This is a genomic window from Streptomyces sp. NPDC001157 (assembly GCF_053598255.1).
This window is the reverse complement of the sequence record NZ_JBSFJW010000024.1, coordinates 110301-128685: the sequence shown is the minus strand read 5'-3', so window position 1 is coordinate 128685 and position 18385 is coordinate 110301. Positions and strand designations below refer to the sequence as shown.

Below are 18385 nucleotides of genomic sequence, written 5' to 3'. Positions count from 1 at the left end.
GGGAGGGACGGCAGTCGAGGACCCGCCCCGATGGCGCCGCGCAGGTGGCGCCCTTCCCTACTCCTCGCGGGCGGCCGACCCCCCCCCGCGCCCCGCCCGCGAGGAGTCGGCCGCGTCGGTGCGGTCGATGGGGTGCGTGATGGGAGTGGAGCCCGCTATGGCCGCAAGGCCGTGGCGGGCTCGCCCTGTTTCGGCGCATCCGCGGGCCGTCCTCGGCGTGGCGCACCGCTCCTCCCTGTCGGCAGATCCATGGGAAATTGCTCGGAATTGAATTCCGGAAATAAAAAGGGATTTCCCACTTGCTTTAGAGGTGTATGCGATTAAGATATAAGTGTAAGGAAAAAGGGAAAGCCAAAAAGGACGGCTTTCCTTTGAATTCGGAAAGGCGTGGGAAATGTTCGTCAACCTCAAGATCTCGGAGATCGTCCCCAACCCCGACCAGCCCCGCAAGTTCTTCGACGAGGCGAAGCTGAAGGAGCTGGCCGGCAGCATCAAGGAGAACGGCCTCCTGCAGCCGGTCGTCGTCCGTCCGACCGGGAGCGCCGAGGCTCCCTACGTGCTGATCGCGGGCGAGCGCCGGTGGCGGTCCTGCAAGGAGGCCGGCCTGGAGACCATCCCGGCCAAGGTCATCAAGGACGCCAGCGAGGAGAAGGCGTACGTCCTCAGCATCGCTGAGAACGTCAACCGCGAGGACATGACGATCATGGAGGAGGCCGGCGCGTACGCCGACCTCAAGGCGGCCGGCTGGACCCCGGCCAAGATCGCCAAGCAGTTCGGCAAGACGGAGACCCACATCACCTGGCGCCTCGGCTTGCTCACCCTCCGCCCGGAGGTCGCCAAGATGGTCGACGACAAGCTGATCAAGAACAACCTGGCCTGGCACATCGCCCAGCTCAGCCCGGCCAACCAGATGGTCGCCGCGATGCGGTACGTGCGCGGCGACTTCGACAGCGAGGCCGAGGCCCAGCACTTCGCCAACGGGCTGAAGATGATGGAGAAGCAGACCTCCCTCACCAACGAGGAGCCGCCCAGCGAGGAGGTGCAGGAGCAGCGGAAGAAGGCCAGGGCCCAGGCCAAGGACGGCCTGGGCAAGGCCGAGGACATCCTGATCCCCCTCTTTGAAGAGCTGGGCGAGAAGAAGCCCGAGGACCTGGCCGTCATCCTCGGCACCGACCTCGACCGCTACGTGCGCGTCGTCGGCAAGATCTACAGCCAGGTGCAGCAGGTGCGGAACCTGCTGAGCAAGGCCCAGGGCGTCCAGCGGGCTATGGCGGAAGAGTTCAACAAGGCGGCCGTCGAAGTCCAGCAGGAAGCCGCCCAGCAGAAGGCCACCAAGACGCAGGCGGCCAAGCCGCAGGGTGCGGCCAAGTCCGAGGGATCGGCCACGGCTGCGGCGAAGCCGACCGCCAGGAAGGCGGCGGCCAAGCCGGCGGCCCCCCGCACGAAGGTCACGGGCGCGGGTAAGAGCCCCGCCCGCACCGTCCCGGCCCAGAAGAAGACGGAGCCCGCCGCCGGAGTCGCCAAGACGCAGGAGCCTGCAACGGCGAAGTGAGGCAGAGGGGGCCCGGCGCGGCCGGGTCCCTCCCTCCCCTCCAGGGGCGCGGCCGGGAACATCCCAGCCGTGCCGCTCGGTGTCGCGGCACCGCACGTGCGCCGCCTCAAAAGCGCGCGTAAATCCGCCCGGAAATCCCGGAAATTAATTCCGGGTGAATGTGTACTGGCTCCCCGAATTCCATTAAGATTATAAATGTCAAGCGGGAAAAACATTCTCAACTCAACAGTGGAAAAGAGGGCGGGATAATGGATAACTCTCAACTGGACTGGGGTCAGGAATCGGCAGACCCGGGCATCCGGAGCCTCACCGAATTCCTTGAGTACCTCATGGACTCGGCGCGTGACAGGATCCCTGGCCCGGCATCCGAGTTCATTATCGAGACCGAGAAGACCACGGCTTCCAGGGTTGCCAGCGAGTGCAACCGGGTCCTGCGTGTGACGGCCGAGTTCCCGAACCGTGAGCCCCAGGCTTTTGACATCGCCATCCATCTGGCACAGCCCACCACCCGGAAGGCCGGCCCCCAGGACTGAGCCCTACCTGTCGGACCGGACCTCACGGTCCGGTCCGACAGCCCCCGCCTGCGAGAGGCGCGGCCGACGCGGTGCACGGGGACAGGCGGGCGGGCTGCCACCAAGAGAGGTTTTCGAAATGACCAAGATGCTGGGCGCGGTCCGCCCTGGGCACGGGCAGACCTGCCGCTACGCCGGCCGTGGGTGCACCTGCTTCCTGTATCGCGGTGAGTACGGTCCCCGTGCCAAGAAGCTGCGTCGCCGAGCGGCGCGTCACGCGGAAAGGCGCGCGTGGCGGCAGGGCGCGTGCTGATCCTCCGGCCGGATCACCGGCCAGACCACCAGCGGCCCCGGTCGACCCCGACCGGGGCCAGACGCATGACGGGACACTCGTCCCCAGCAAGGAAGGAGCCAGGTTGCTCACCCTCTTCACCAACCGATACCAGGCATTCCAGGCCCCGCAAGGGGTGCCCGTTCGCATCACCCTGGGCGCCCCGCGGTTCAAGCTCCCCTACCTCCTCCAGTACTCGGTACGGGAGCTGGCGCCGCGCCGGGAGTACTTCACCAAGCCCCTCCCCGAGTTCACCGCCGCCTACCGGGCCGACCTCGACCAGCTCGGTCCTGCACGCATCGCAGAGCGGCTGCGGGTCATCGTGAACGCAGAGCAGGACCACCGGCTGGTCCTGCTCTGCTTCGAAGACCTGGCCGACCCGGCGCAGTGGTGCCACCGCAGGGTCTTCGCCGCCTGGTGGAAGGATGTGACGGGCGACGAGGTGCGCGAGCTGGGGCCGCTGGCCGGCCAGTACGAGCAAGGCACGCTGCTGTGAACGGAGTGCCCGGACCGGTGAGTTATCCCAGAGGGAAGACGACGAAGCACCTCAACGAAGTCCAGCCCGGCTCCTGCATCCGGGTCCGCCTGCAGGACACGAGGACGTCGCGGACGGCGTGTACGCGGCCCAGGTCGACTTCGTCCACGAGGACCACCTCATGGTCTGGGTGCAGGCGGGTGGCGAAGACGGCTTCGCCGTGGCCGTGATGCAGACAGACGACGAGGGCGTGTGGTCCTGGAGCAAGCGCCTGACGGCCTGACGTGCCAGCCCGATGGCCGACAATGCCAACCAAAAGATAGGTGACAATATTCCAAGGTGCTGCGTGCATCTTGTGTGAGGTTCCCGCGCAGCGCCCGGTCCGGCATCCGCCAGGCCGGGCGCTGTCGTCTGTCAGGAGGCGAGAGATGTTCCAGGGCACCATCCCGGGCCCCATGCGGTCCATCGTGCGGGAGACCGCGGGCAGTTGGCCGCGGGGTGCGGTGTACGTGCCGTGCTGCGGCAACTTCACCATCGAGCGGTCACTGGCCGGCATGGGCTTCGCCCTGCACTCCTCCGACGTGTCCATCTACACCAGCGCGGTCGGCCGGTGGCTCACCAGACAACCGGTCGGCATCCAGCTCCGCGAGGAGAGCCGAGACGAACTCGGCTGGCTCGCAGACTCCTTGGACGACGGGGTCGGCACCGTCGCCACGCTCATGCTCGGCACACGGTTCCTTGCCAGCGTCGGGCGCGACGGGCTGTGGCATGAACGGGTGGTGCGCTCCTACCGGGAGCAGTGGAAGGCCAAGCACGAGGAGACGGTTGAGCGGCTGTCCGGCTCGGACATCGCTCTCGCCTCGTACGAGGTGGAGGACGTGCGCACCTGGCTACAGAAGGTCCCCCGCGATGCTCCGGTGTGCAGCTTCCCTCCCTTCTACAGCAATGGCTACGAGAAGCTGTACGAGCCACTGGAAGCTCATTTCACCTGGGATGCGCCACAGTACGAACCGCTGTCTGACGCGGACGTGGTCGGCGTGCTCGGCGCGATCACGGACCGGCCGTACTGGCTGACTGCCTCCAACCACGACGTGCCGGAGCTGCACCCGTACCTGCGCGGGGTGATCAAGGCAACGCCGCGGGCCGCTCCCTTCTACGTGTACGCCAGCGAGGCGCGGACCCGGATTGTCGGGCCGCGTCAGCCGATCGAGCCGGTGAAGGCTCCGCGCCTGCGGGAGGGCGACGAGCTGGTGGGTCCGCTCTCGCTGTCGCTGTTGAAGCCGGGCCAGTTCAACGCCCTGCGCTCGCGGTACCTCAACCCGAGGATCGCGCCCGGGGCGGCGAACCTGGCTGTCGCGGTCCGGGACGGCGGCGGGCGGCTGCTCGGCGTCTTCGCGATGGCGCCCAGCAGCTACACCCCGGACGAGGCCTACCTGCTCTCCGACTTCGCGGTCGCGCCGACGGACTACCCGCGGCTGTCGAAGCTGGTCGTGCTCGCGGCCACCAGCACCGAGGCGCAGCTGTTGTGCCAGCGGTCGTTCTCCCGGCGCATCCGGCAGGTGTCCACGACGGCGTTCAGCAACAACCCGGTGTCGATGAAGTACCGCGGGCTGCTGCGGCTGACCAAGCGCGGCCCGTCGAACGAGGACGGCTGGAAGTTCCAGCTCCAGTACAACGGGGCCATGGGCCAGCACACGCTGGCAGAGGCTCTGAAGATATGGGCGAAGCGGTGGGGCGCCCCGAGCACGAAGACGGGAGTCTGACCATGGAGGACACCAACCGCCTTGCCCCGCCGCAGATGGTGCAGGGTGACCCGCGCACGCTGACGCTGCTGGACGTGAACGCGCGGTTCCTGCCGCACGAGCAGTTCCGGCAGCTCGTGGCGAACATAGAGCGCGACGGGCATCTGACCTCGACGCCGCTGGTGTGGAACGACACGGAGTCGGGGCGGCTGGTGGTGCTGTCCGGCAACCATCGCACGCTCGCCGCGATCGAGGCCGGCCTGCCGCAGATCTGGTGGATGCAGATCGACGAGCCCTTGCCCCGGCAGCGGCAGATCGCGCTCCAGCTCTCCCACAACGCGATCGCGGGCCAGGATGATCCGGCGATCCTCAAGGAGCTATACGACGAGCTGGAGAATGTGGAGTGGCGCCAGTACACAGGTCTGGACGACAAGACCCTGGATCTGCTGGAGAAGGTGGACGTCGCCTCTCTAGGTGAAGCGAACCTCGACTTCGCCAGCGTGCAGTTCATGTTCCTGCCCGACGAACTGGAGCGGGCAGAGGCCGCGTTCGACGCGGCTCGGTCGACGGCGACAGCGGACCAGCGGTGGCTGGCCGGATTGGAGCAGTACGAGCCGGTGCTCGATGCGCTGGAGACCTCGCGGGCCGCGTACAAGATCGGCAACAGCGCCACGGCGCTCGGCGTGATCCTCGCCGTGTTCGAGCGGCATCTGGGCGAGCTGGCCGAGGGCTGGTTCGACGCTGCCACAGGTGAGCCGACCCGCAAGGGCGCGGCCCCCTTGGAGACGGTGTTCGGGGTGCGGGAACTGCCGGTGGAGACAGCAGCCGCCGTGCGGGCGGTGATCGACCGGATGGTGCAGGACGGCACCGTGCCGGCGGACGAGCGGTGGCGGGCGCTAGAAGTCCTGGCCGCACAGCACGACTAGAGGGCCGTCGGCCAGGAGGTGAGCGGTGGCCGAGGGCACCGTGGAGTCCTGGGAGCGGCAGAGCGGGGAGTCGGTCCAGGCGTTCGAGGCGTTCGCCGTGTACCGCGATCTCGGCCCCGCGCGGAGTGTCACGAAGGTGGCACGGGAGTTGGATAAATCCCGCGCGTTGGTGGGCCGGTGGTCGCGGCAGTTCGCATGGGTGGTGCGGGCGACGGCGTACGACCGGGAGCAGGACCGGCTGTTCCTGGCAGAGCAGGCGCAGGCGCGGCGTGACATCGCGCGTAGGCATGCGAAGTTGGCGCAGGCGGTGCAGAGCAAGGCGGTGGCTCGGCTGCAGACGCTTGACCCTCGGGAGTTGTCGCCGTCGGAGCTGCTGCGGTACATCCAGGTCGCGGCCGAGATCGAACGCCGGGCCGTGGGCGAGGCACCTGCCGTCGGGGCGGTCGAGGACCGGGACCAGGGCGCTGACGTCGCCGCCTTGTCGGATGAGGATCGCCGGGCGCGGATGGATCAGCTGCGGCGCGAGCTGGAGCGCCGGTTGTCGGAGGGTGACCAGTGACCCGGGGGCGGGCCAAGCGGCGGATGGTCGAGGACTTTGCGGATCCGTCGGTCATGAGCGATGAGCAGCTCAGGTCGGAGATACGGGAGTTGATCCGGGCCGATGAGCTGTCGGCGCGGCGGTGGGCCTGCGAAGTCCCGGACTGTGACGGGCTGCCGCACGAGGGGTGGCTGCATCACCATGCTCGTGCTGCGCAGCGGCGGCCGTTGTGGCTGTGGACGGTGTGGATGCTGCTCACGGGCCGTGGTTGGGGGAAGTCGCGGACGGCGGCGGAGGCGGTACGGGAGTGGGCGCAGACGCCGGGGTTGCAGATCGCGGTGGTCGCGAAGAACGCCACGTTGGTGCGGGACATCTGCTTCGAGTCGCCGAAGTCGGGGCTGTTGTCGGTGTTCCCGCCGGAGGAGGTGGCGAAGTACAACTCGTCGCTCGGTGACACCGTTCTCAAGCTGAAGAACGGCACGCTGATCCGTGGGTTCGGTGCGGAGACGCCGGACAACCTGCGTGGGTGGGCGTTCGACAAGGCCTGGTGCGACGAGTACGCGGCCTGGTCGCGGCATACCGCGCAAGAGGTCTACGACATGCTGTGGTTCTGCCTGCGTGAGGCGGATACCCCGCAGGTCGTCATCTCCACCACGCCGAAGCCGCTGCCGCACGTGAAGCGTCTCGTCGAGCGCGGACGTAACCAGGAGAAGGTGCACCGGGAGGGCGGGGCACCCCCGCGGGTGGTGCTGACGCGTGGGCACATGCGGGAGAACGACGCCAACCTGTCTGCGGCAGCCCGCGAGGAGTTGGAGGAGGAGTACGCCGGCACCCGGCTGGGGCGGCAGGAGCTGTCCGGCGAACTCCTTGAGGACGTCGAGGGCGCCCTGTGGAAGGGATGGATGCTGGAGGTCGAGGGCTTCCGGCCCCGCCCGGAGCACCTGCCGGACCTTCAGCGCCTGGTCGTCGCCGTCGACCCGGCCACCAAGTCGCACGAGAACGCGGACATGACGGCCTTCACCGTGGCCGGGCGCGGCTATCCCGTGGAGTCGATGTTCGGGGACGACCGGCCCCGCGGGTATCTGCTCCACTGCGAGCAGGACCGGCACACGCCGACGCAGGCGATGAAGCGGGCCGCGCAGCTGTATCACGAGCACCGTGCGGACTGCGTGGTCATCGAGGCGAATAACGGCGGCGACTACCTTCCTGCGCTGCTGGAGCAGGTGGATCCGACGGTGAACTGGAGGATCGTTCACGCAACGCGTGGGAAGCGGGCGCGGGCGGCTCCGGCGGCGCAGTTGTACGAGCAGGCGCGGGTGCATCACGTGGGCTCGGCACGGGTGTTCGCGGAGTTGGAGGAGCAGATGACGACGTTTGTCGGGCAGGGCGAGACGGAGGACTCGCCGGACCTGCTCGACAGCGCGGTGTGGGCGTTGTGGGATCTGTTCCTCGACCCGACGATGCCGCCACCCCGTGGTGGTAATGACCAACGACTGAGCGGTCGACGGTAGGCAGCGGCGAAACGGGCGCCGTCTCTTATGACTTGACGCGATTAACTTGACGCATGCCCCTGCGCAAGTTGCTTAATTGGAGATACAGATGTGGCGGTGCCGTATTAAGGCACCGCCACATGCGAGGGCCGTCTCGTACTTGGACGTCTGGAACGGTCCCCCGCGGATGCGGCTAGTTGCCGCCGTCTAGGAAGCGGGCGAGCTCGATGATCAGGACGGCAATCCTGATCACGAGCATCGTCCGCTCGCCGCGTTCTACTCGTTCTGAATCATCTGCTGCCTCCTTCTTGTCGTGCTTGCGGCGTCGAGCGTGCTTGGCCACTTGTTCCTCCCTCCGGGCGTGACCCTGTGGGCGACGTGCTGGGCTCGGTAACGCCCAGCAGGAGGGACAACTGACCAACTGTGCGTGTGATCCTAGGGTGTTGAACTCATATATGGGTGGCTGTCAAGGCGTTTTGAGCATATGGACGCGTGGTACGGGAATGGAGCTTCGTTCCCGTCCCGTGTGACGGGCCTGGTGTGGCTCTGCACCTCGGCGGCGCGCGGATAGGCTTCTACGAAGGCGCGGGGCCGACCTTCCTGGAGTGGATGTGGGCCTGCGCCAATTCGTGATCGACGCCTGGTCGTGGCTGAACTACAAGCCGGTGATGGCCGATGCCGGCCGTCCGGCCAGCCGGGCGTTCCCGGAACTGGCAGCGTCGTGGCTGCCGCCGCGTGAGCTGCGAAGGCTTGCGGCGTACAAGGTGCTCGCGTCGTACGACAACAACCAGGCCGGACAGCTGGCGGCGGCTGCGGGAGACGAATCCGCTTTGGAGCGGCGTGAGTTGGGTGATGCGGCGAACCTGGTCGACACGGCGCTCGGCTACCTCCTCGGATCCGACCAGCAGATCGCCGTGGCCGGTGCCGAGCACGCCGACGAGGAGTCGCCGGAGCCCGGCGCGGTCGAGGCGGCGGCCGTGCAGGAGCGGTTGCGGAAGTGGGCTGAGAAGGAGCTGCTGACGTTGCGGATCCAGCAGGCGGAGCGCAACGCCGTGCTGCTGGGCGACAGCGTGTACCTGCTGGCGTGGGATCCGGGCAAGCAGCGGCCGACCCTGCGGGTGGACGATCCGGGCTTCTTCTTCCCGCAGTGGGACGAGGACCAGGATGACGACTTCCCGAGCCGGGTGCATCTGGCGTGGGAGCTGCCGGAGGACCAGGACGCCGGGCTGAAGGCGCGGATACGGCGGGTGACGTACGAGCTGGGACCCGTCTCCGAGGACGGCAGTGTCACACGGGAGTATCCGTGGGAGCCGGGGCGTGCGTCGAACGTGACGTGCTATCTGACGGATGCCGAGTGGCTGCTGGAGGACCTGAAGCGCGGCGAGACGCTGGACCGGCTGCCGATGCACAAGGCCGCCTTCCGGGTGCGGCCGGACGGTACGGAGCTGAACCGGCTGGACTTGATGATCGACTTCGTGCCGGTCGTGCACATCACGAACACGATCCCGGCCGGTGGGGAGCACTGGGGGCGGTCGGCGCTGGCCCGTGTGCTGCAGGCGCTGGATGAGCTGGCCGCGACGGACTCGGACAGCTCGGCGGCGTCGGCGACGACGGGGACGCCGATCATCGGGTTGGCGGGGGCGCGGCTGCCGGTGGACCGGGCGACGGGCAGGCCGGAGAAGCTGAAGGTGGAGGCTGGCGCGGTGTGGCAGTTGGGCGAGTCGGGGCGCATGGACGCTTTGGACACGTCGCCGCAGCTGGCGGAGCTGCGGGCGCGGGTGGAGCACCTGTTGGACCGGATCGCGGCAAACTCACGGATCACCGCGGCGGGCTTGGGCACGCTGGATGCCACGGAGGTGCCCTCGGGGTACGCGTTCCAGCTGGCGCTGGCGCCGCTGGATGCGCTGGTGGCGATGATGCGGCTGGCCAGGGAGCACAAATACCGCGTGCTGCTGAAGATGGTGCAGCGGCTGTACCAGGCCGGCCGGGCCGAGGGTTGGACAGCCGGGGAGTCGTTCTCCGCACGGCTGGCGTGGGCGCCGCACACGCCGACGGACCGGGCCGCCGTGCTGGACGAGGTCGTCACGGCCTACGGGGCGGGTGTGATCTCGCTGGAGACGGCGGTGCAGATGCTGCTGGACGCGGGCTACCCGATCGAGGACGCCTCCCAGGAAGTGGCCCGGATCCGGGCCGTCGCCGAGCGGGAGACCGCGGCCAGAATCGCGGAGGCCGCCGCGCGTAAGGGCGAGCAGGCTCCCGGCGGCGGAGACGACCAGGAGGCCGACGACGCGGGGGCCACCGCGGCGTAGGTGACCGTGGCAATGTCCCTCCGGGGGGCGCAACACGATTGGACGATGTGCAGCCGGGCATTACATCGTTGAGACATCAAACTGCCCTTCCTCCGGTGCTTGTCGCCCAGGCATGAGGACTGGCCCTCCACTCGCATCCGTCGCGTGTTCGCGCGTCGGCATGGCCCCCCTGTGTTTGCTGGAGCCCGCCCATGTGCTCAGCCCTCACCCCCGTGCACCTCTTTCGCCGGACCATGGCATCGCCGGACAGCCCATGACCTCCGGTGCACGACTGGAACTGCCCGTCTTCTTCTGCCCGATCCCTCCCGTGCAGCATCGGCTGGCGGACGCGATGGAAGAGGACGTCCTCGGCTGGATCGACGCCGGCCGGTTCGCGCTCACACCCCAGGCCCGGCAGACACTGATCGACACGAAGGGCACCTACTTCTGCGCGGGCATCACCCCATGCGCGGACGTCGAGCGGCAGCGGTGGTTCTCCCGCTCAATCGGCTGCTGGTACTGGATGGTCGACGACTACCACTGCGACCTCGTCGACGGCAGCGGCGTCACCGCCGCCTTCGCCCGGTACGGCAACCTGCTCCTGCGCCTGCTGGAATCACCGCGCCGGCCCGCGCAAGACGACCCGGTCCTAGCCGCCGGTGCCCAGATCGCCGACGCCTACCAGCACTTCGCCACCCCGGCCCAGTTCAGCCGGTGGATCGCCGCTCACGCCGGATGGCTGCTGGGCGTGGCCCACCAGGTCGCCAACACCGAGCAGGGCCGCATGCCGGACGTGGACGAATACCTGACACACCGCATGACCTCCAGCGGAGTCCTGGCCGTCCTCGCTTCCGTCGAGATCATCAACGGGCCCGAAGTCCCGGCTCGCCTGATCCACTCCCCGCGGGTACAGGCGGCATCCGAGATGGCCGCGGTCCTCGTCGGAGTCGACAACGACGTCATCTCCCACGCGATGGAACAACGCGAGACGACCAACGCGCAAAACCTCGTCAACGTCCTCGCCCACCACCACGGCCTCCCCCTGCCCGACGCGGTGAGCGCCACCATGGCCCTGCGGGACACGGTCATGCACCGCTTCCTCGACCTCACTCACACCCTCCTGCACGACCACCACGACCCCGCCCTGCGCCTCCACATCACCTCCCTGCGCAACACCGTCCGCAGCAACCTCGACTGGGGGCTCACCGCGCCCCGCTACGCCCGTCACTTCCCTCACCCCGCCAGGCCCGACCAGGTCACCCACCTCCCGCCGACGTCCCCCACTACCCCGCTGCCCTACCCGTCCATTGCCTGGTGGTGGACCGTGTGACACGAGGGTGCTTGCTAGGCGGTCCATCGGGTGTCCGCTAAGGGCAGCCAGGCAGCCCAGTTGCGGTCCGGCAGTTGGTCTTTTGGGGTGGGAAACGATCACTCAGCCTTCGACAAGAAAACCCAGCAGTCACCAACCTTCGATGACCACGCTCAAGCTTCGCCGCGAAAGATCACGCATGCCGCCTCCCCCTCGATGTGCGGGCGGCAGCCTACTGTCTAGAATCGAACGTGTGAACGATCCGGTCCCTTCGAGGCTTGTGCTGCTCCGCTTCCTGGAGCGGGTGCAGGAACGGGACCTGGCGCGCACTCGCCGGTGGATCGCCGACGAGGAGCGCCGTGAAGCCGAGCGGCAGCGTGGCCTCCAGGCCCGCCCGCCGGCACCGGAGTGGCTGATCGAACTCGGGCTCAACCGGCATGCTCCGCCGGTGTACGTGCACATCGGGGACTGCTGGAACGCGGGCAGGCGCAGCCGGGGCATCGGCCGGGATCAGGCCCGGCGCGCGCTCGCGGAAGGGGTCGAGGCGTGCCCGCAGTGTCAGCCCGATACAGCCCTGGGGATGCTGGACTAGGCGGTGCGCGGCCGCCGCCCCGGTCACCTTCTTCGCGGCCGTCTTCTTGGCGGTCTTCTTGGCCGTGGCCTTCTTCTTCGGCAGCTGGTGCACCTCGGCATCTTCGCCGCGCGAGGCCTTCGCCTGGGCCACGGATTCCTGCAGGGCGGCCATCAGGTCCAGCACGCTGCCCGGCTGCGGTTCCGTTTCAGGTGCATCTGGCAGCGGCTTCTCCTCGCGCTTCGCCTCGATCACCTTCGCCAGGGCGTCCGTGTAGGTGTCGCGGAAGTCGTCGCCCTCCAGGTCGTCGCGGGTCATTGTGTCCATCAGCGCCAGGGCGCGAGATCGGATGGGCGGGCTGACGTGGTGCACCGGTGCACCGGTGCTCCTGGTGGTGCTGGTGGCTACACTGATCTTCAGCGCGGGGGCGCGCTCTGGAGGAGATGCATGGTCCGGCCCCTGCCGCCTCGCCGTCCTGTCGGTTTCCGCCTGGACGGGCGGCCGATCTACCCGATTCTCGGTGCCTCTGCGGAGGACGATTCGAATGACCAGCTCGACGACGCCGGTGACGGTGGCCAGGAGCAGCAGGTCACGGTCACCCAGGACCGGTTGGGCAAGATGCTCACCCGGGAGAAGGCGCAGGGTGAACGGGCCGCGATCAAGCGCCTGTTGGCCACGCTCGGGTTCGACTCTCCCAAGGCACTGACCGAGTTCGTGACTCTTCAGCGGGAGGCCGAGCAGGCGGCACTGTCGGAGGTGGAGCGCCGGGAACAGGCCGCTGCAGAGCGGGAGTTGCAGGCCGCGCGCCGGGAGGAGCTGGCTGCCGAGCGGGAGCGGGCGGCGCTTCGCCGCGCTGCTTTGGTGGCGCTGGGCGCGGAGGGTGAGGACCTGGTGGACGCGGAGCGTCTGCTGGCCACGGACGACGAGGACGCAGACGCCGCGCAGATCCAGACGGCTGCGGAGGCGCTGCGTTCCCGGCGTCCGGAGCTGTTCGGTGAGGCCCGTACGCCGCCGGTGCCGGCGGCCCCGGCCGGGGCCCCGGCCGGGCGGATCCCGTCGCGGACGACACCGCCGCCGAAGCCGGGGGCGGCCGGGCTGGAGATGGCCCGTCGCCGCGGTCTGGTGCCCGAGTTCAGCGATACCCGCTGACCTGAAGGGCACTGCCAAGCAGTGGGGACCACGCCCCTTCGACTTCGTGGACGGCACCGCCCCGATGGGTGGTGTGCGGAAGCTGGCCGCATCGTCCATGGAGAGATACAGCATGTCCATTCAGCCCGTTTCGAAGTCCGAGTACACGACCGCCAACCGTGAGTGGCTGGCCTCCCTGCACGGCACCGACTCCACCGACACCATCACCCTCGACCTGAACCTGTTCACCGAAGGCGTGCACTACCAGTGCGGGGACGGCTGCGAGCCGTATGGCCGGGTCTTCTCCGGTGTGCCGGTCGGCAAGGTCGCCGAGTCGAAGCTGTACGGCCCCTACGATCCGGAGGCCACATGCGGCCGCCAGGTCCTGCGCGGCTTCGTGATCGCCGAGGTCCCGTTCGCGCCAGGTCAGACCCGGGTGCCGGCGGCGCTGCTGTGGCACGGCGCGGTGCGCGCGTCGAAGGTTCCCGGCGGTATCGACCTGTCGCAGCTGACCTGGCACCCGCGCGGTGCGCAGGTCCGCTTCCTGTGACCAGGGGGCGTGAGCTGTGACGATTCAGGACCTGTTGAAGGACGTCCAGGCTGTTGACCTGACGACGTTCGCCCGCGCCATCCCGTCGCCGAAGGACTTCCTGCTCACTCAGTCGATCTTCCCGACGATGGTGCTGCCGGAGGTCAAGTGGCGGGTGAAGGACTCCGGCCGGTACGTGAACGTCGCCAAGTACCGGGCGTTCGACGCGTCGGTGCCGTTCGCGACCCGCGAGGCGTGGCAGACCTCCCGCGAGGGCGCGCTGCCCGCACTGGGGCAGAAGCTTGTGGTGGGGGAGCAGGAGCAGATCCTGCTGGAAGCCTCCCGGGGCTCGGATCAGGACCGGCTGATCGAGCTGCTGTACGACGATGTCGAGCGGCATGTGGAGGCGATCCGGTCGCGGCTGGAGCTGGCCGCCGGCGACGTCCTGGCGGACGGCCGGTTCTCTCTGGTGCAGGAGAACGGGCTCACCTTGGAGGTGGACTGGAACGTCCCGGCAGAGAACATGCCGGTCGCCGCACGGCCGTGGTCGGATCCGGAGTCGGATCCGATCGCGGATGAGCTGCGGTGGATCCAGCACCTGGACGACATCGGTGCCCCGGAGCCCGAGCAAGTGGTCACGTCACGGAAGGCGTTCAGCTTCTTCGCTGCGAACAACGCCTACCGGGCGGCCTATTACGGGTCGGTGAGCCCGTCGACGACGCCAACGGCGACGCTGACCCCGCAGCAGATCAACGTGGTGCGCGGCAACTACGGTCTGCCGCCGGTGACGTTCTATAAGGCCCAGGTGCGGGTGGACGGCAAGCCCCGCAAGGTGCTCCCGGAGGACCTGTGGATCCTGGTGCCCCCGGAGCGTGAGAAGTGGGCGCAGACCATGCTCGGCGTGACCGCCGAAGCCCTGGTCCTCTCCCGCGGCTCGAACCCGGAGATCATCCGGGAGGACGCTCCGGGCCTGATCATCACCCGCGGTGTGCAGGATGACCCGGTGCAGATCTGGACCAAGGGTGCCGCGGTCGGGATGCCGGTGATGCACACGCCGGACGCGCACATCGTCGCGAAGGTGCTGTGATGCCGGGGCGTCGACTGATCGCAGCCGTGTACGTGAAGGACCCGGCCACCCACGAGGACCTGATCCTTCTGCCCGGCGAGAGCCCAGCTCCGGAGATCGCCGCGCTGGTGACGAATCCCGACGCATGGGATGCGCCACCGTGCGACGACGACGCTGAACCGGAGCCGATCGCGGTCGGCGAGCCGGATCCAACGGGCGAGGTGCCCGAGCCGGAACCAGAACAGCACGAGGCTGGCGGGGCGACAGGTGCGAAGAAGGCGCCGTCGCGTCGGCCCCGCTCGTCCTCCGCGTAATACGCTCACCTGCACGGTCCGGAGCCAGCATCCCCCGTCTGGCTCCGGGCCGCGCCTCGTATCCGAGGGATGTGAAACCGGTGGACGAGTTCCAGCGGTCATGGCTGCTCGCACAGCTCGGCCCCGACACCGATCCGGTCGACCTCGAACGCCGCTTCTTCCGATTGCGGTCGGCGCGCGCGGTCGCGCTTGAGGTGTTGGGTGAGCGGCGCGCCAAGCTCCTCGCCGATCCGCTGAAGGTCTCCGTCGACAACGTGGTGACCATGGACTTGCAGGAGAACTTGCGCGGCATCGAGCGGCAGATCGAACAGGTCCGTCAGGCCCCCGCCCCCGACGAACCTTCGGACGTCGACGAGGCGGGCGCAGCCCTGGCGGTCACGTGGCTGGTGCCGGCGCGCCACTATCGGTAGGCATGTTGCGAGCGTCCCAACGTTGCTGCGCTTTTGCTGGTTCCCCGCTCGTTCGCGTCACGGCCGGTCGGCCTCTGGCCAGTCCTCATGCGGTTCTGACTTCGGCGCCTGGGCGGTGTGCCCTGTTGCTTCGTCTATCTCCACCTGCTGAGCCAGCGCGAGCAGGTTACGGGCGGTCGCCGCGCTGGTGATGGATCCCCTGTAAGAACGGACCCTCACGCCCCGCTTCCCCAGTTCGATCAGCTCCTCGGCCACCTCTATGCGGTCCAGGAGATCGGTGACGGCGGCATCGGACAGCACGAATTCCACGGGTATGCCCTGGAGGTAGTCGCTTACTTGCTGCCACTGTTTCGCTGTGGCGGGTACGGTTTCGCCAGCGCGCACGCGTACAAACCATGCCGGCTCAGCCGATTGTTGCACCTCGATGACCCGGGTTAGCGCGGCTCGCACTCGCTCGATGCGCCCCAGCGTCCCCGCGTCGACTGATCGGGCCGACGGTTCGGCGACATGCTGATGAGCGGCCCGGGTGGCGGTTGCGGTGCGGCGGCGCCTGAGCTTGGCGAACATCATGATCAGGCGGCGGAGGGCAGGCGGTCGCGCCATTGCTCCAGAACGCTGACTGCGGCCTGAAGATCGCCGATGAGCTTGTCGAGGGCTTGGCGGGAGGGGACTGGTACGTAGTCGGGCAGGGCGTTTTGCTGGTCGGACTCGAAGCCGAGGTCGACTCGGGCGGGGGTGCGGCCCTCTTCCTGGGTCCGATGCTCCTCGCGGCAGACGGTGGTGAACTCAAGGCGGAGGTGTTCTCCGTTGACCAGCGGGGGTAGCTCGACGGTGAGTGGTGCGGACTCGTGCAGGATCGCGTCGTGCTGGGGGTCCTCGTCGGCATGGTTCCCGGCACACCACTTCGGGCAGTTATCTCCCGTCACGGACAGCTTCCAGTCTTGAGCGTTCATGGCCCGGATTCTGCCATGTGGCCGGAATTGATCGTTCCGGATGATCTGTGATCCTTCTCGCCCGGTACACAAGCTCGGTGGGCGATCTCGATCTGAGCCCGTCTGCCGGTCCGAGCCAGACGGTGCGGTCCCAGAGGGCCGCCGTTGTTCCGAACGCCGTCAGGTTCTGGTGACTTAGCTCCAGCAGCATCGCTCCAGGCACCGAGCCGCCGACGGCGCGAAGGAGGCGTGCAGGTCAGGCGGTCCGTGCGGCACCCTGCGGCCACACCACATCGATGGGGAGGCCGGCTTCGCGCGCCTCCAGGACGGTGTCCGCGGTGCCTCCCCTGCCTGACGGCGGCTTGCCGTCCCACACGGCGACCAGGCGCTCGGCGCGCTGGAGCATGGTGCGGTTGGCGTCCTCGTAGGCGGCCCGGTTCGCCGTCTCGTTGTCGAGGACGAGGACCTTGTCTGCGGCGTCGACGAGCCGGTCGAAGGTGGCGGCGTGGTCGGGCTTGACCTTGTTCTGCCGGTAGTCCTTCGAGGGGATCACCGCGACCAGGCTGCCCCCGAGGTCCAGGACGACTTCAGCGAAGATGGAGTCGCTGCCTTTCGCGATGCACGAGATGCCCACGAGAGTTCCCTCGGCCGCGTAGGGCTTGAGAGTCTCACGCAGCGCGTCGCGCACCAGTTGCACGCTGTCTTCGGTCAGGTCCATGTGCCCGGTGACGGCGAGAGTGGTCAAGAAGGTGCTCCTTCGGATAGCAGGTTGCGGATCATTGTGCGTGCTTCGGCGACAGGCTTGGCTGTGGGGCCGACGGTGTGCGGGTACAGCTTGGAGAGTTGCTCGCGGACCCGCCGGGAGCGGATCGTGGATGCGGCCTGGACGGCCTTTCTGGTGTGGGTGACGGCGCTGGTCAGGTCGCCGGTGAGGAAGTGGCATTCGGCGAGGCCGATGATGTCGAGGGTGTAGCTGCGTCCGGCTTCCGGTCCGCGGACGGCCAGGGCCTGTTGGATGGAGTCGGCGGCTTGGCCCGCGTACCGGCGTGGGTCGTGCCGGGCCAGGTCCAAGAGACGGCCGCCGGTGACGCCGTTCAGTTCGGCTTCGCCGAAGTAGCTGATCCAGTACGGCTCGTCGGGCCCTGCGTCGGCAAGGTGATCGGCGGCTTCTTCGGTGGTGCGGCGGAAGGCGCTGGTGCGGCCCATCGCGGCGTACGCCCATGCCTCCCGGGTGGCGAGCATGGCGGACACACGGGGCGTGGCCTGGCGTCGGATGCCGTGCTGCGCGAGGTGGACAAGTTCGAGAGCGTCGCCAGGCCGGTCGAGGTAGAGCATCTGCCGGGCCATCGCTGCGAGGGTGTTCGCGCCGAACAGGGTGTCGTTTCCCGCGTGTGCGGCGCGGAGTGCGAGCCGGTAGTAGTCCTGGGCTCTGCGTTGGCTGCCGGCTTCCCACGCCATGCTTGCGGCGGTGGCGGACAGTTGGGCCAGGACACGCAGAAGCCTTTGCTGGATATGTGTGGCCTGGTGTTCGTCGAGGTGGGCGGCCACTTCGTTGAGCTGGCCGATCACGGCCTTGCGGCGCAGGCCACCCCCCATCTTGTAGGTGCGGAAGGCGCGTGCGCACGCCTCCAGTTCTTCGACGTCGTGCTGGCCGAGGCGCCCGTGGCTTCGGTGTTCCTCGATGGCTGGGACAGGGGCGAGCCATGCTTCGAGGCTGTCGAGGAAGGCGGCGCCGGTGGTGGCGGCTGCGAGTGCGCGCGTGGCGGCGCGACGGTCCATCACGAGGTCGCTCCGGGAGAGGTCTGCGGCCAGGTGCACGGTCGCGGACGGCTGCCAGGAGGCTTCGTCAGGGTGAGCCCGTGCTGCTGGGGCGGGTGGGTCGTCGGGTGTGCTGACCGGTCTGGCCTCCCACGGGCGGTCGGCGAGACCGACCATGCGCCCGGGAATCTGCAGGCCGTCAGCGATGCGGCAGATCACGTCGAAGCTGGTGACCTGCTGCTGCCCGCTGATGATCGTGGAGACCTTGCCGGGCGTGAGCTGGCAGGCCGCTGCGATGCGGTTCTGCGACAGGCCGCCCCACTTCTTGATGAGCGAGAAGGCCGCGGAGAAGTCGTGTTCCGCCAGGGCTCGGCGTAAGTCGTCTCGTTCGAGAACTTCGGGGGCGAGCGGGCCGGGGGTGATGGCGTCCATGGGGTCAACTTCCGGAGTCATCGTATGCGCTTCATCGCACCGTACCGAACTGGAAGGGAGCGTATTACCGCCTCGGTAACCC

At 68.3% G+C, this 18385-nt stretch carries 21 protein-coding genes; 16 read left to right on the top strand and 5 right to left on the bottom strand.

Annotated elements, in window-relative coordinates; all coding sequences use genetic code 11:
• Nucleotides 1-394 precede the first annotated feature (394 nt).
• The 8 genes from ACWDAG_RS32775 to ACWDAG_RS32740 all read left to right on the top strand — a co-directional run bounded on the left by ACWDAG_RS32775 (nucleotide 395) and on the right by ACWDAG_RS32740 (nucleotide 7587).
• Nucleotides 395-1552, top strand: coding sequence for a ParB/RepB/Spo0J family partition protein (locus ACWDAG_RS32775; RefSeq protein WP_450699172.1), 1158 nt, complete (start codon nucleotides 395-397; stop codon nucleotides 1550-1552).
• A gap of 248 nt (nucleotides 1553-1800) precedes the next feature.
• On the top strand, nucleotides 1801-2085 hold the full coding sequence (locus ACWDAG_RS32770; RefSeq protein ID WP_450699171.1) for a hypothetical protein: 285 nt from the start codon (nucleotides 1801-1803) through the stop codon (nucleotides 2083-2085).
• 395 nt (nucleotides 2086-2480) lie between these two features.
• Nucleotides 2481-2891, top strand: a complete 411-nt coding sequence (locus ACWDAG_RS32765; RefSeq protein ID WP_450699170.1) for a hypothetical protein — start codon at nucleotides 2481-2483, stop codon at nucleotides 2889-2891.
• 118 nt (nucleotides 2892-3009) lie between these two features.
• Nucleotides 3010-3153, top strand: coding sequence for a hypothetical protein (locus ACWDAG_RS32760; protein ID WP_450699169.1), 144 nt, complete (start codon nucleotides 3010-3012; stop codon nucleotides 3151-3153).
• A gap of 145 nt (nucleotides 3154-3298) precedes the next feature.
• Nucleotides 3299-4633: a putative antirestriction adenine methyltransferase gene (locus ACWDAG_RS32755; RefSeq protein ID WP_450699168.1), complete on the top strand. Its 1335-nt coding sequence runs from the start codon at nucleotides 3299-3301 to the stop codon at nucleotides 4631-4633.
• 2 nt (nucleotides 4634-4635) lie between these two features.
• Nucleotides 4636-5538 carry a ParB N-terminal domain-containing protein gene (locus ACWDAG_RS32750; protein WP_450699167.1) on the top strand — a complete coding sequence of 301 codons (903 nt, stop codon included), beginning with the start codon at nucleotides 4636-4638 and terminating at the stop codon, nucleotides 5536-5538.
• Nucleotides 5539-5563: 25 nt separating this feature from the next.
• Nucleotides 5564-6097, top strand: coding sequence for a hypothetical protein (locus ACWDAG_RS32745; protein WP_450699166.1), 534 nt, complete (start codon nucleotides 5564-5566; stop codon nucleotides 6095-6097).
• Nucleotides 6098-6150: 53 nt separating this feature from the next.
• Nucleotides 6151-7587: a terminase large subunit domain-containing protein gene (locus ACWDAG_RS32740; protein ID WP_450699165.1), complete on the top strand. Its 1437-nt coding sequence runs from the start codon at nucleotides 6151-6153 to the stop codon at nucleotides 7585-7587.
• A gap of 172 nt (nucleotides 7588-7759) precedes the next feature.
• Here ACWDAG_RS32740 and ACWDAG_RS32735 read toward each other — a convergent pair whose 3' ends face one another.
• On the bottom strand, nucleotides 7760-7909 hold the full coding sequence (locus ACWDAG_RS32735) for a hypothetical protein (RefSeq protein WP_450699164.1): 150 nt from the start codon (nucleotides 7907-7909) through the stop codon (nucleotides 7760-7762).
• A 268-nt stretch (nucleotides 7910-8177) separates the two neighbouring features.
• On the opposite strand from ACWDAG_RS32735, the gene ACWDAG_RS32730 reads away from it, so the two are divergent.
• The 8 genes from ACWDAG_RS32730 to ACWDAG_RS32695 all read left to right on the top strand — a co-directional run bounded on the left by ACWDAG_RS32730 (nucleotide 8178) and on the right by ACWDAG_RS32695 (nucleotide 15181).
• Nucleotides 8178-9875: a hypothetical protein gene (locus ACWDAG_RS32730; RefSeq protein WP_450699163.1), complete on the top strand. Its 1698-nt coding sequence runs from the start codon at nucleotides 8178-8180 to the stop codon at nucleotides 9873-9875.
• 253 nt (nucleotides 9876-10128) lie between these two features.
• On the top strand, nucleotides 10129-11184 hold the full coding sequence (locus ACWDAG_RS32725; RefSeq protein ID WP_450699162.1) for a terpene synthase family protein: 1056 nt from the start codon (nucleotides 10129-10131) through the stop codon (nucleotides 11182-11184).
• A 142-nt stretch (nucleotides 11185-11326) separates the two neighbouring features.
• Nucleotides 11327-11755: a DUF6233 domain-containing protein gene (locus ACWDAG_RS32720; RefSeq protein WP_450699161.1), complete on the top strand. Its 429-nt coding sequence runs from the start codon at nucleotides 11327-11329 to the stop codon at nucleotides 11753-11755.
• A gap of 426 nt (nucleotides 11756-12181) precedes the next feature.
• Nucleotides 12182-12883 carry a hypothetical protein gene (locus ACWDAG_RS32715; RefSeq protein WP_450699160.1) on the top strand — a complete coding sequence of 234 codons (702 nt, stop codon included), beginning with the start codon at nucleotides 12182-12184 and terminating at the stop codon, nucleotides 12881-12883.
• Nucleotides 12884-12995: 112 nt separating this feature from the next.
• Nucleotides 12996-13412, top strand: coding sequence for a head decoration protein (locus ACWDAG_RS32710; RefSeq protein ID WP_450699159.1), 417 nt, complete (start codon nucleotides 12996-12998; stop codon nucleotides 13410-13412).
• A gap of 16 nt (nucleotides 13413-13428) precedes the next feature.
• Entirely contained in the window at nucleotides 13429-14478 is a 1050-nt protein-coding gene (locus ACWDAG_RS32705) for a major capsid protein (protein WP_450699158.1), read from the top strand.
• Nucleotides 14478-14771, top strand: coding sequence for a hypothetical protein (locus ACWDAG_RS32700; RefSeq protein ID WP_450699157.1), 294 nt, complete (start codon nucleotides 14478-14480; stop codon nucleotides 14769-14771). Before ACWDAG_RS32705 ends, ACWDAG_RS32700 begins: the two co-directional genes overlap by 1 nt.
• A gap of 80 nt (nucleotides 14772-14851) precedes the next feature.
• On the top strand, nucleotides 14852-15181 hold the full coding sequence (locus tag ACWDAG_RS32695) for a hypothetical protein (RefSeq protein ID WP_450699156.1): 330 nt from the start codon (nucleotides 14852-14854) through the stop codon (nucleotides 15179-15181).
• 57 nt (nucleotides 15182-15238) lie between these two features.
• On the opposite strand, the gene ACWDAG_RS32690 is transcribed toward ACWDAG_RS32695, so the two are convergent.
• The 4 genes from ACWDAG_RS32690 to ACWDAG_RS32675 all read right to left on the bottom strand — a co-directional run bounded on the left by ACWDAG_RS32690 (nucleotide 15239) and on the right by ACWDAG_RS32675 (nucleotide 18303).
• A complete protein-coding gene (locus ACWDAG_RS32690) occupies nucleotides 15239-15751 on the bottom strand; it encodes a hypothetical protein (protein ID WP_450699155.1) in 513 nt (170 codons plus the stop codon).
• A gap of 2 nt (nucleotides 15752-15753) precedes the next feature.
• Nucleotides 15754-16134 carry a DUF6907 domain-containing protein gene (locus ACWDAG_RS32685; protein WP_450699154.1) on the bottom strand — a complete coding sequence of 127 codons (381 nt, stop codon included), beginning with the start codon at nucleotides 16132-16134 and terminating at the stop codon, nucleotides 15754-15756.
• 235 nt (nucleotides 16135-16369) lie between these two features.
• On the bottom strand, nucleotides 16370-16858 hold the full coding sequence (locus ACWDAG_RS32680) for a hypothetical protein (RefSeq protein ID WP_450699153.1): 489 nt from the start codon (nucleotides 16856-16858) through the stop codon (nucleotides 16370-16372).
• Nucleotides 16855-18303 (bottom strand): helix-turn-helix domain-containing protein, encoded by a 1449-nt coding sequence (locus tag ACWDAG_RS32675; RefSeq protein ID WP_450699152.1) that lies wholly within the window; start codon nucleotides 18301-18303, stop codon nucleotides 16855-16857. Before ACWDAG_RS32675 ends, ACWDAG_RS32680 begins: the two co-directional genes overlap by 4 nt.
• Between the last annotated feature and the right edge of the window lie 82 nt (nucleotides 18304-18385).